The 12,298-nt window shown below is 35.6% G+C and carries 12 protein-coding genes; 5 read left to right on the forward strand and 7 right to left on the reverse strand.

The window, feature by feature from the left end; translation table 11 throughout:
• Positions 1 to 57: 57 nt before the first annotated feature.
• Both CEY12_RS02010 and CEY12_RS02015 read left to right on the forward strand, forming a co-directional pair.
• Positions 58 to 1,221: a retropepsin-like aspartic protease gene (locus CEY12_RS02010; protein ID WP_089026101.1), complete on the forward strand. Its 1,164-nt coding sequence runs from the start codon at positions 58 to 60 to the stop codon at positions 1,219 to 1,221.
• A gap of 197 nt (positions 1,222 to 1,418) precedes the next feature.
• A complete protein-coding gene (locus tag CEY12_RS02015) occupies positions 1,419 to 1,916 on the forward strand; it encodes a hypothetical protein (protein ID WP_089026102.1) in 498 nt (165 codons plus the stop codon).
• A gap of 30 nt (positions 1,917 to 1,946) precedes the next feature.
• On the opposite strand, the gene CEY12_RS02020 is transcribed toward CEY12_RS02015, so the two are convergent.
• The 7 genes from CEY12_RS02020 to CEY12_RS02050 form a co-directional block, all read right to left on the reverse strand.
• The gene (locus CEY12_RS02020; protein WP_089026103.1) at positions 1,947 to 3,305 is read right to left on the reverse strand and encodes a M28 family peptidase; all 1,359 of its coding nucleotides are present in this window, start codon (positions 3,303 to 3,305) and stop codon (positions 1,947 to 1,949) included.
• Positions 3,306 to 3,307: 2 nt separating this feature from the next.
• Positions 3,308 to 4,666, reverse strand: a complete 1,359-nt coding sequence (locus tag CEY12_RS02025; RefSeq protein ID WP_089026104.1) for a M20/M25/M40 family metallo-hydrolase — start codon at positions 4,664 to 4,666, stop codon at positions 3,308 to 3,310.
• A gap of 1 nt (position 4,667) precedes the next feature.
• Positions 4,668 to 6,074 carry a M28 family peptidase gene (locus tag CEY12_RS02030; RefSeq protein WP_089029754.1) on the reverse strand — a complete coding sequence of 469 codons (1,407 nt, stop codon included), beginning with the start codon at positions 6,072 to 6,074 and terminating at the stop codon, positions 4,668 to 4,670.
• Between the two features lie 56 nt (positions 6,075 to 6,130).
• Positions 6,131 to 7,375, reverse strand: a complete 1,245-nt coding sequence (locus CEY12_RS02035; protein WP_089026105.1) for a DUF1015 domain-containing protein — start codon at positions 7,373 to 7,375, stop codon at positions 6,131 to 6,133.
• Positions 7,376 to 7,377: 2 nt separating this feature from the next.
• Positions 7,378 to 8,343 carry a D-2-hydroxyacid dehydrogenase gene (locus tag CEY12_RS02040; protein WP_089026106.1) on the reverse strand — a complete coding sequence of 322 codons (966 nt, stop codon included), beginning with the start codon at positions 8,341 to 8,343 and terminating at the stop codon, positions 7,378 to 7,380.
• Positions 8,344 to 8,464: 121 nt separating this feature from the next.
• The gene (serC, locus tag CEY12_RS02045) at positions 8,465 to 9,529 is read right to left on the reverse strand and encodes a 3-phosphoserine/phosphohydroxythreonine transaminase (protein ID WP_089026107.1); all 1,065 of its coding nucleotides are present in this window, start codon (positions 9,527 to 9,529) and stop codon (positions 8,465 to 8,467) included.
• Between the two features lie 118 nt (positions 9,530 to 9,647).
• The gene (locus tag CEY12_RS02050) at positions 9,648 to 9,998 is read right to left on the reverse strand and encodes a 4Fe-4S dicluster domain-containing protein (protein WP_089026108.1); all 351 of its coding nucleotides are present in this window, start codon (positions 9,996 to 9,998) and stop codon (positions 9,648 to 9,650) included.
• Positions 9,999 to 10,057: 59 nt separating this feature from the next.
• Between CEY12_RS02050 and CEY12_RS02055 the strand changes: the two genes are divergently transcribed.
• The 3 genes from CEY12_RS02055 to CEY12_RS02065 are packed head-to-tail and all read left to right on the forward strand — an operon-like array spanning position 10,058 to position 12,290.
• Positions 10,058 to 11,092: an acyl-CoA reductase gene (locus CEY12_RS02055; protein ID WP_089026109.1), complete on the forward strand. Its 1,035-nt coding sequence runs from the start codon at positions 10,058 to 10,060 to the stop codon at positions 11,090 to 11,092.
• A 25-nt stretch (positions 11,093 to 11,117) separates the two neighbouring features.
• Complete coding sequence (locus CEY12_RS02060) at positions 11,118 to 11,570, forward strand: peptidylprolyl isomerase (RefSeq protein ID WP_089026110.1); 453 nt, start codon at positions 11,118 to 11,120, stop codon at positions 11,568 to 11,570.
• 33 nt (positions 11,571 to 11,603) lie between these two features.
• A complete protein-coding gene (locus CEY12_RS02065) occupies positions 11,604 to 12,290 on the forward strand; it encodes a Bax inhibitor-1 family protein (RefSeq protein WP_089026111.1) in 687 nt (228 codons plus the stop codon).
• Positions 12,291 to 12,298 lie beyond the last annotated feature (8 nt).

Below are 12,298 nucleotides of genomic sequence, written 5' to 3' on the forward strand. Positions count from 1 at the left end.
AGAAAATATTTTTTTTCACTCAATCACAAAATCGCTACTTTAGCACAAAATAAATTCATGAAGAAGATTTCAAGCTTGTTTTTCATTTTTTTCTTAACGATCACTTCAGCTCAGGGAAAGCGGTTCTTCGAAAGTGGGGATGTTGAATTAACCAAGCCAGTAGAAAAAATCAATTTAAACTACACCAACGATTTACCTCTTGTAAAAGTAAGTATCAATGGGAAATCATATGATTTTTTATTTGATTCCGGGGCCCCTACCGTTATTTCCAGTACAATTTATAAGGAACTTAATCTTCAGAAGGAGCATAAAAGTAAAGTAAAAGATTCTCAAAAAAATAAGCAGGAGCAGATCTTCACTACATTGCCGGAGATGACTGTCGATCAGGTTGTTTTTAAAAATATTGGAGCCATAGTAATGGATCTAAATGGTTCTGAACTGGGATGTTTTAAAATTGATGGTATTCTTGGTGCTAATCAGATGGCTAAGCTATTTTGGAGAGTAAACTATCTGGAAAACTCACTGGAAACAACGAAAGACCTGTCCAATTTTAAAATTGATGAATATGAAACGGTTATTCCGTTTGATCCGCAAACTCAAAAAACACCGGTCATAGAAACTAAAATTTTAGATAAAAACATAAAGCTTACTTTTGATACAGGATTTACGGGAAGATTGAAAATCTTAGAGAATGATTATGACTCCAGGAAAGTAACGAAAGTGGTTGAAACATATGGAACGAGTTCTGTCGGTGCTTTTGGTGCGGGGAAACCGGTTTCAGGATTTATTTTTAAGATTCCCGAACTCTCTATAGGAAATAAAATGTTTGCCAACGAAATGATCATGACCGGAAACTCAAGGCTGATTGGAAACGATTTTTTCAAAGACTTTAAATTCGTCATGGACTGGCAGAATAAAAAGATCTACATGAAGAAAATTTTGAATAATCCACCTAAACTGGAGTCTTTTGGTTTTGGATATCGCTTTATTGATGCAAAGCCGGTTGTTGCATTTGTATTTAAAGAAGGAGGAACTCCTTTAGAAATTGGAGATTCTATTTTGAGTATTAATGATGTGGATTTGGATCATCTGGATAAAGAATCTGCTTGCCATTATATGATGAATAGAGTAGAAAAAGACTATAAAACAATCGGAATTAAAATAAAAAGGGCTGAAAAGGTAATGGATTTAAGACTTGATAAGAAAGAGTTTTTGGAATAATTGAAGATACCTTTTCGAGACTACTAAACCATCTTTATGATGGTTTTTGTATTATTATCATGTTAACGGAACAATACCTGAGGTAAGAGATCCTTTAATTGTTATCTAAGAGTAGTGTAAAAGTGTAATGTGACGCAAAGATGATGATAGCTTGAATACTTTGATCTTAAACTTATTTTAGAAAAGCTTTAAGTTATATGTTAAAAGAAACTTTAGAAATCAATTTGAATAGCTCTGTAGTTAATCTGTTTCGATTAGCAAAAATATCCTGTTGGAATAAAATGTCTCAAAACTGCTTGTACATTGTTTCAGATTGTAATGAGTTTTATTCTCTTGATGACAAAGACTATGAAACGGTTAGAAGAAAGATTAACAATAAAAAAAATCCACGGAATCTGGATTCTGCAATATATGAGTTAGAAAAAGAATACGATGATCTATATGATATTGTTCTTTATGTATTTAAAGCTAAAAGAAATTTGACAGTCATTGAAATTCAATATTACAGAAAATCTAATTTTGATTCAGAGTATTTTGAAGTTGTAAAAAATAATCTTCCGATGTTTCATGCAAAAATTTCACGTCCTATATATATTGGAGGGCAAGACATAAAATTTGATGTAAACTGGGAATCTCAAAATGTAAGATATTATTTCAATCTATGGAGGTATCGTTTGAAACAATTAAAAAAATAAAAACCGCCCATAAGGCGGCTTTACTATATTTTACCAGTTCTTATCAATCATATAAATAAGTTGCGTCATGGTCATGGCGCCAAGTAAAAGCTCTCGGCGGTTAACTTTTTCAAAAGTATCTTCATTCGTATGGTGGATATCAAAATACCTTTGAGAATCAGGAGAGAGTTCAGCAGTAGGTACTCCCATGGCCTGAAGAGGGGAAATATCAGCTCCGGAGTATTTTCCTTCAAAGTTATAAACACCATAAGGAATAAATAAAGGAGCCCAGCTTTTGATCTGATTTCTTTTGGCATCATCCATTTCCATAGCAATACCTCTTGGGCTAAAACCTCCGGCATCGGATTCTATAGCAAACAGATGTTTTTCATTACTTTCCTTAGCTATCTTTCCGTATTGTAGGCCTCCTTTTAATCCATTCTCTTCATTGGCGAAACATACCACTCTAATGGTGTGATTATTTTGAATCCCTAGTTTTTTGAAGGTTCTTAAGACTTCTATACTTTGTACAATTCCAGCTCCATCATCATGAGCGCCTTCTCCTACATCCCATGAGTCAAGATGTCCGCCGACAACAATTAGACTTTTGTCTTTCTTGCCTGTAATTTCTCCGATCACAGAATGAGAAGCCTTTTCTCCTTTCATACCACAGTTGGAGTTCAATGTTGCCAGAACCTTCTGGGTTTTTAAAAGTTGTTCGAGTTCATCTGCTGTGGTATTTCCTATCGCAACAGCTGGTATTTTATCGATTTTATCTTCATAGCGCATAGCTCCGGTGTGAGGAATGTCGTCAAATGCTGATGAAAGTGAACGGATGATGGCAAATTTACCTCCTTTTTTAGCTGTTAAAGCTGCGGCTGTTACTCTATATTTAGCAGCATCTCCATATCCTCTGAAGGTCTCAATAAAAGACTGACTAAAAGGATAGTTAAAGAATACAATTTTACCTTTTACTTTTTCTGCCGGAAGCTTATCATATTCTTCCATTGATTTAACCATGATGACCTCGCCGGAAACATCTTTTCCGCCCGTGCCTTCAGAATTTCCTAAAGAAAGCATTTTTAAGGTCTTCCATCTTCCGCTGTTTGCTGTGATCTTTAAAGATTCTTTTCCTCTTTCCCAAACCGGGATCATCACTTCCTGAAGCCATACCTTGTCAGCTCCTGCATCACGAAGCTTTTGTGCTGCCCACTGAACAGCCTTTTCATAGGCTGGAGAGCCACTTAAACGGTGACCAATATTTTTTGTTAAATCTCTAAGGTCAGTATATCCTTTTCCATTGTTAAGGATTTCTTTAGAAATTGTACTGAACTGTATTGAATCCTCTTTTACCTGACCAAACAAGGCCATACTTAAAAGTAATAAAGAAGTAGTTGCTATTTTTTTCATGTTTACCAGTTTTTATCAATCATATAAATAAGTTGTGTCATTACAGCAGAGCCTAAAAGAAGCTCTCTGCGATTTACTTTTTCAAAGGTATCTTCTTCAGTGTGGTGAATGTCAAAATATCTTTGCGGATCCGGAACCAATTCAGCGGCGGGAACCCCCATCTCATGAAGTGGAGCAATATCTGATCCTGAATATTTGCCATCGAAATTATAAACGCCATACGGAATGAACAGGTTCACCCAGCTTTGAATTTCTTTTCTTTTAGTATCATCCATTTCAAGGGAGATCCCTCTCGGAGAAAAGCCTCCTGCGTCCGATTCTATAGCAAAAAGGTGTTTTTCATTCGTGTCTTTTGCTGTTTTCCCATATTGCTTTCCTCCTTTAGTTCCATTTTCTTCATTGGCAAAACAAACAGCTCTAATAGTATGGTTGTTTTTAATTCCTAACTTTTTAAAAGTTCTTAAAACTTCGATACTCTGAACAATTCCTGCTCCATCATCATGAGCGCCTTCACCAACATCCCAGGAATCTAAGTGCCCTCCTACAACAATTACACTCTGATCTTTGTTACCGGTTATCTCTCCGATAACAGAGTGGGAGAGTTTTTCACCTTTCATTCCACAATGAGAATTCAGGGTTGCTGTTACTTTCTGGGTTTTTAAAAGCTGTTCCAGATCATCAGCCGTCGTATTTCCTATACAAACCGCAGGAACCTGGGTAACGTTGTCCTCATATTTCATTCCTCCGGTATGTGGAACGTCATCCAGTGCAGATGATAGTGAACGGATGATTGCAAATTTGCCGCCTTTTTTTGCTGCAAGTGAAGCCGCTGAACGTCTGTAAGCACCTGCTTCCCTGTAGGCAATAAAAGTCTGTACATAGCTCTGATCAAAAGGGTGGTTGAAGAAAACGATTTTATTCTTTACTTTTTCCGCCGGTAGACGGTCATATTCTTCCAGTGATTTTACCATAATGATCTCTCCCGTAACATCTTTTCCGTTTGTTCCTTCCGAGTTTCCCAGGGAGAGCATTTTCAGGTTCTTTGTTTTACCGGTAATGGTTTTGATCATTAAAGATTCTTTTCCTCTTTCCCAGACAGGAATCATTACTTCCTGGAGCCATACTTTGTCAGCCCCGGCATCACGAAGTTCTTTTGCTGCCCACTGTACTGATTTTTCATAGGCTTCCGAACCACTTAAGCGTTTTCCTATGTTTTTGGTTAAATCTCTGAGCTCTTCATATCCTTTTCCATTATTCAGAATTTCTGTTGAAATCCTATTGAACTGTATTGAATCTTCTTTGGATTGTCCAGATAAAATAATACTAAAAAGGAATAATGAAGTACCTATTATTTTTTTCATATTACCAATTTTTATCGATCATGAAGATCATTTGTGTCATGGCTATCGCACCGAGTAAAAGTTCTCTTTTATTCACTTTATCAAAAGTATCTTCTGTGGAGTGGTGGTAGTCAAAATATCGTTGAGTATCTACAACTAACTCCGCTAATGGAATGTCTAATTTTTTCAAAGGAGAAATATCCTGGATCGCATAGGTTTGATCAAAATCATAGACTCCGTAAGGAAGGAAATAATTTTTCCATTCGAATATCAGCCGTCGACGCTGAGGAGCCATATCCAGGGAGAATCCTCTCGGAGAATAGCCACCGGAGTCAGTGCCTAAAGCGAAAATGTGTTTCTCGTCCTTCTTTTTGACATACGCTGCATAACCTTCACGTCCCTGGCCACCATTCTCGCTATTAGCATATAAAACTACTCTTATCGTATGGTTATTATTAATATCTAATGCTTTAATTGCTCTTAATACTTCAAGACATTGTACAACTCCGGTACCGTCATCGTGAGCTCCTTCTGCAAAATCCCATGAATCCAGTTGTGCCCCAAGAACAATTACTTTAGCATCTTTCTTTCCGGGAATTTCTCCAATCACATTGTGGTTGATGGCTTCTCCCTTAGATTCGGCTGACATATTGAGCCTAGCTTTAACACTTTGCTTTTTCAAAAGCTTTTCCAGTTCATTTGCTGATTTTACCCCTATTGTTATTGCCGGAATTTTTGCTTTATCATCAGGCTCGTAATAGATCATTTTAGCATGCGGAATGTCATCAGAAGCGGTTGTCATGGATCTTATAATTAAACCTTTTGCTCCCTTTTTACCAATAACAGATGCGGAAAGTAATTTAGATTTCGCTGTAATTAAATAGGAATCTACAGTATTGATAATTTTTTGATCAATGGGTGAGTTCACAAAAATGATCTTATCTTTTACCTGAGAGGATGTAAGGGTATTAAGCTCCGGAATATCTTTTACCAATAAGATATCTGCAGTCATATCCTTTCCACCGGTGCCTTCTGAATTTCCAAAAGATAACATTCTAATATTTTTCCATTCTCCGTTACCTGTTTTTATCTGTAAGGATTCCCGTCCTCTTACCCAGACCGGCACTTTTACTTCCTGTTTCCAAATATTTTCAGCCCCGGCTTCCTTCAGTTTTTTTTCAGCCCATTCCGTCGCTTTAGCATATCCGGCTGTAGCACTGAAACGTGATCCTATGCCTTTGGTTAATTCTTCTAAGTTTTCGTATGCAGTACCATTTGTTAAAATTTCATCAGAAATCTCCTTAAATTCATCGTGGTAGTTGAATTTTGCTGTGGTTAATTTTTTCTGGGGCTTTTTTTGAGTTTTTTTTTGAGAAAATAAAAATCCACTCAAAAAGAGTGGAAGTATGATAATGAATATTTTTTTCATTTTTTTAGTTACCTTTTCTTTTCCGTCTATAAAAGTAGGAAAAAAATAGAAATAATTTAAGGTTTCATATCGTACATTAAAAGCGCTGTAACCAATTTCGGTTCGATAAATGTACATTTTGGAGGCATGCTCAGTTTGAGGTCTGAAATTTTAATCATATCATTAAAACTTACAGGATAAATCCCGAAACCTACTCGTCCTTCACCGCTGTCGATCTTCTCTTTTAAAATGTTGATTCCTTCAAGATTCGAAGTCCCTTTTATATATGAAATTTTATCTGAACTGTCCGGATCTTCAATGTTTAAGATATCCTTGAAGATATATTTATCCAATAAATGGTGGTCAAGATTGTCCAATGACATTTCCTGAGAACGAAGATCATGTTTTACGTGTAATGAATAGAACTTACCATCCAGATACATTGAAATATGGAATTTCTGAGAAGGATAGTAAGCGGTTTCATCTTTTTCATGAATTAGAAAATAATGCTCAAGCTTCTTCAGAAAATCTGCTGTAGATAGATCATTAATATCAGTTACAACTCTGTTGTAATCATGAATTTTAATGGATTGGTTAGAAACGATAAAGCTGAATACAAAATTATACGCTTCAGTTCCGTTATGCCTTTTATTTTTGTCTTTTTGATGTTTAGCATTCAATGCTGTAGATCCGATCCTGTGGTGACCGTCAGCAATGTAGAAAGAGTCGATCTGTTCGATCACTTCTTTAAACTGCTGTAATTTCAAACGGTTATCGATTCTCCATATTTTATGCCTTATTCCTTTAGAATCTGTATGGTTAAAGATCGGGACATTTTTTTCTTCATGATTCATCAGAAGTTCAACCTTGGAATTGGCAGGATACGTAAGAAGTACGGGTTCAGCCTGTAAATTCACTTTTTCAAGATAATGAGCCAGCTTTTCCTTTTTCTGAGGAATAGTACTTTCGTGTCTCTTGATTTTTCCATTCCAGAAATCCTCCAGACTCGTTAAACCTAGCAGCCCCCTAAAAACCTGTTTGTTGGGATAGATCTGTTCATAAAGATAATATGCTGAACTGTCCTGGACGAGTTTTTTTTCGTCCATAAGTTCTTCAAATGTTGATCGGATCTTTCTTAGATTTCGGTCAATATCTTTAGATTTACTTACAACATAAGGTTTTATCATATTGATGTAAGTATTCTCAACCTGAGCTTTTTCTGCAATTTCCTCTTGCGTGAAATTGTCTAGTGGATGGGTTGGAAAAGTCTGCTCAAGATCTTTATGAGGTCTAATTCCGCGAAATGGTTTAAAAACAGGCATATTTATTTTATAGTTTCTTTTTGTAGCTTAATAATTTGTTCAGCAAGTTCAACTCCGATTTTTTCCTGAGCGTCTACTGTGTTTCCTCCTATATGAGGAGAAAGCGACAGTGATGGATTCATCAATAGGATCAGTTCAGGGCTGGGTTCATTTTCAAAAACATCCAATGCAGCACCTGCCACTTTACCCGATTCAATAAAATCAAGTAATGAAACTTCATTGATCACACCACCTCTTGCAGTATTTACGATATAAACACCATCTTTCATTTTTTCAAATTGATCGGTGTCTATAATATATTCATTAGTTTTTGGAGTATTGATACTTATAAAATCAGTATCTTTATAGAAAGAATCAGCATCATTAGTAGACGTAATTTCAAAGTTCAGGGTTTGTCCATCAAAAAATGATAAAGAAAGAACTTTGGTTTTAGGTTTTCTTGTTAATACTTTTACCTTCATTCCCAATGCAATTCCCATCTTTACAACTTCCTGCCCGATACTTCCAAAACCGATTACTCCTAACGTCTTTCCTGAAAGTTCATATGCATTACTGAATGATTTTTTCATTGCATCAAAATGAGTATCTCCCTCCAAAGGCATAAGGCGGTTGGACTCATGCAGAAACCTTGCGAGAGAAAAGAAGTGAGCAAATACCAATTCAGCAACCGATTTTGAGGATGCTGTAGGAGTATTGATTACCTGTATTCCTTTGCTTTTGGCATATTCTACATCGATATTATCCATTCCTATACCTCCTCTTCCTATGATCTTAAGACCAGGGCAGGCATCTATAAGATCCTGTTTTACTTTAGTGGCACTTCTTACCAAAAGAACATCAACATTATTTTCATTAATAAAATTGATAACATGATCCTGAGCAACCCTGTTGTTCAGAATTTCAATTCCTGCTTCTTTTAAAGCGAGTTCTCCTGCTTTGGAAATTCCATCATTAGCTAAAACTTTCATACTTTCTTTTAATTTAATAATTTAAAGATTGAAAAATTTAAATATTAAAATTGGCTTGCAAATTAATAAAATTATATTTAGCATAACAATTCATCAATTCTTCAATTTTTTAATCCTTCAATTACTTGATCGATTTCATTACATCCACTAACACCTGAACACTTTCAATAGGTAAAGCATTGTATAAACTTGCTCTGTATCCGCCAAGGCTTCTGTGTCCGTTTAGCCCGTTGATGCCTGCAGCTTTCCAGGCATTATCGAAAGCTTCTTTTTTACTTTCATCCAGTAATTTAAAAGAAACATTCATTAATGAGCGGTCCTCCTTTACACAGAACGTTTCAAATAATGGATTGTTATCAATTTCGTCATAAAGAAGTTTTGCTTTTGCTTCATTTCTTTGTTCAGCAGCAGCAATTCCACCGTTCTTTTCAAGATATTGAAGCGTTAGTAAAGATGCATAGACAGGGAAAACCGGTGGTGTATTATACATTGATTCTTTATTGATATGCTGTTCATAATCAAAATAAGAAGGCATATTTTCTCTTCCTGTTTTTCCAAGAATATCTTTTTTTACAACAACCAAAGTAACCCCTGCAGGTCCCATATTCTTCTGAGCTCCAGCGTAGATCAGATCAAATTTACTGAAATCAAGCTGTCTTGAAAAAATATCTGAACTCATATCACACACCATCAAAGTATCTACCTCAGGAAATGATTTCATCTGGGTTCCATAAATAGTATTGTTTGAAGTGCAATGGAAATAATCATAATCCGAAGAAACTGTATAGTCTTTTGGAATGAAAGAATAATTTTCATCTTTTGAAGACCCTAAAACATCTACGGTTCCTACTTTTTTAGCTTCTTTTATGGCTCCGGCAGCCCAAGTTCCCGTATCTAAATAAGCCGCTTTTCCTCCTACTTTCATCAAGTTGTAAGGAACCATAGCAAATTGTAAGCTCGCACCACCTCCTAAATATAATACTTCATAATCATCACCAAGGTTCATTAATCTTTTTACAATGGCACGTGCCTCGTCCATCACCGCAACGAAATCTTTGCTTCTGTGAGAAATCTCAAGGATCGATAATCCGATACCATTGAAATCAAGAATAGCTTCTGCTGATTTTTGGAATACCTCTTCCGGTAAGATACATGGCCCTGCGCTGAAATTGTGCTTTTTGCTCATATTTTTATTTTTTGGTTGTTACAGGTACTTGAGAACCTGTGGTTTCACTTTATATTTTTAATAGATTTCTTCCAATTATAATTAAAATGCCGTCTCATAATTGATGAGACGGCATTTTTTATTCACCGTGTAAGAACGCTTTTTTATTTAGTAGAGCTTCTTCAGATTCTACATGATCCTCATCCGGAACACAGCAGTCTACCGGGCAAACTGCAGCACATTGTGGTTCTTCATGGAATCCTTTACACTCTGTACATTTATCAGTAACAATAAAATAAACATCATCGCTTACAGGTTCCTGTGGTGCATCTGCATCTACTGTTAATCCTGATGGCAACGTTACTGTACCATTTAATTCGGTACCCTCTGAAGCTTTCCAATCTACGGCTCCTTCATATATTGCAGTATTTGGGCACTCTGGTTCGCAGGCTCCACAATTAATGCATTCATCAGTTATTTTAATAGCCATCGCTAATTTTTTTTAAATTTGCACAAAATTACAAAATATTCCCCAATTTTACAGTAATTATGAATATTGAAAATCAAGTTTTAGGACTTATTAAACTAAGTGGTTATATAAGAGCGTATTTGGCAAAAAGTGCGGAAGAATTTAATGAAAGTGATTCTGAATTCGAATTATTATTGAAAAGATCAGAAATAGAGAATCCGTGGTTTACCATTGATAATCAGAAATTTGCTTTTCAGCAATGGGCAGATTTACTGACTGAAGAAAACCTAAAGGATTGGCTTAAAGATTATTCTGCTTCTGAAGTTTCAAAAAGAGTAGGGTTGATCTTAGCTGGAAATATTCCTTTAGTAGGATGGCATGATGTGATTTCTGTTGTGCTGAGCAATCATATTCCCGTGATCAAATTATCTTCAAAAGACAAATATGTAATTCCTTTTTTACTGGAAAAGTGGAAAGAATTCTCTGATAATGAGGTAATGTATGAATTTGTAGAAAAGTTGGAAAACTTTGATGCAGTGATTGCTACCGGAAGTAATAATACAGCAAGGTACCTGGAATACTATTTCAAGAATCATCTGAATATCATCCGTAAGAACAGAACTTCGGTTGCAGTTCTGAAAGGAGATGAAACAGAAGCTGAACTGAAGCTCTTAGCAAACGATATTTTCCAGTATTTTGGATTAGGCTGCAGAAATGTGACCAGAATCTTTATTCCTGAAGACTTTGTTATAGACAGGCTGTTTGAAAGCTTCATCGATCATAAAGATATTATCAATCATCATAAATATGCCAATAATTATGACTATAACAGAGCCGTTTATCTGTTGAATCAGGATCAATTCTGGGATAATAATTTTGTGATGCTGAAAGAAGATGATAAATTATTCAGCCCGCTTTCAGTCATTAATTTTAGCAGATATAAATCTATAGATGATGTGAGAAGCTTTTTGGCTGATAATGAAGAGAATATTCAGTGTGTAGTGGCTAAAGATGAGTTGGAATTAAACTCGATTCATTTTGGGGAAGCACAAAACCCAGGCCTGGATACTTATGCTGATAATGTGGACACGATGAAGTTTCTGGAAATAGTTTAACTTTAGACTACCAAAATTTCATGATATGAAAAAAATACTTTTAGCCATACTACTTTTCACAACATCATTTTTCTTTTCACAAGAGGTGATAGATCTAAAAGTTGAGAATGGCAAAAAAAATGAATCTAATGTAGAGATAAGTAAGGATAAGATAGGGCTATACAATGAAAAATATCTTTCGTTTATAAAGGCTTTAAAAACTCCCGCAAACCGTAAAGCAATTGATGACTTACTTTCGGAAAAAGTAAAAACGCTGGTTACAGATAAAATTCTGAAGAAACTATCAGATGGGATTGACCTTAATCGGAAAATGGAAATTTTTAAATCGGGTCATCAGACTCTTCTTGATGGAATGAGCTATCCAATGATTCAGTATAAATATTCAGATGATAAAGCTTCTGAGCCAAAAGATCTTATTACCGTTTTATTTGAAGATGACGGTAAAATAATAGGAGTGAGGCCGGTAGAGAAAAAATAAATAAATTACTTATATTTAAAGGAAATATAAATTATGATTAAAGATGTTTTAGTGGCCCAATCTACCGAGGTAGAAAAGGCTGATTTTTACAAAAAAACGTATCTGCATGTTGCGCTGTCAATTCTTGCATTTATCGGAGTGGAAACCATTTTATTGAAAACAGTTCCTGCGGAACTGATTTACATGATGTTTGCACAGAAGTATGTCTGGTTATTGATCATTGGGGTTTTCTGGCTAGCTTCTGTATTGGCCTCAAAATGGTCTCTGTCACAGAACAAATCAACTCAGTACATGGGGCTTGGTTTTTATATATTATTGGAAGCTGTTATTTTTCTGCCCCTGATTTATATTGCAATGGTTTATTCCGGGCCTAATGTTATATTCCAGGCTGCTACCTTAACTATCGCTATGTTTGCAGGAATATCTGCTGTTGCTTTTACCTCCAAAAGAGATTTTTCATTTTTAAGAAATATCATTGTCATCGGTGGATTTGTTTCCATAGGACTTATAGTAGCCGGAATGATTTTCGGATTCAATCTTGGACTTTGGTTCTCTGTGGGGATGGTCATCCTGGCTTCGGCGACTATTTTATATCAAACGAGCAAGCTTAAAGATTCATATGGTACGGATCAATATGTGGGAGCAGCTCTACAGCTTTTTGCTTCGATTATGCTTTTGTTCTGGTATATCTTAAGTATCTTAATGAGCAGAAGAAATTAAGAAAGGTA

The sequence above is a fragment of the Chryseobacterium sp. T16E-39 genome (assembly GCF_002216065.1).
Lineage (GTDB): Bacteria > Bacteroidota > Bacteroidia > Flavobacteriales > Weeksellaceae > Chryseobacterium.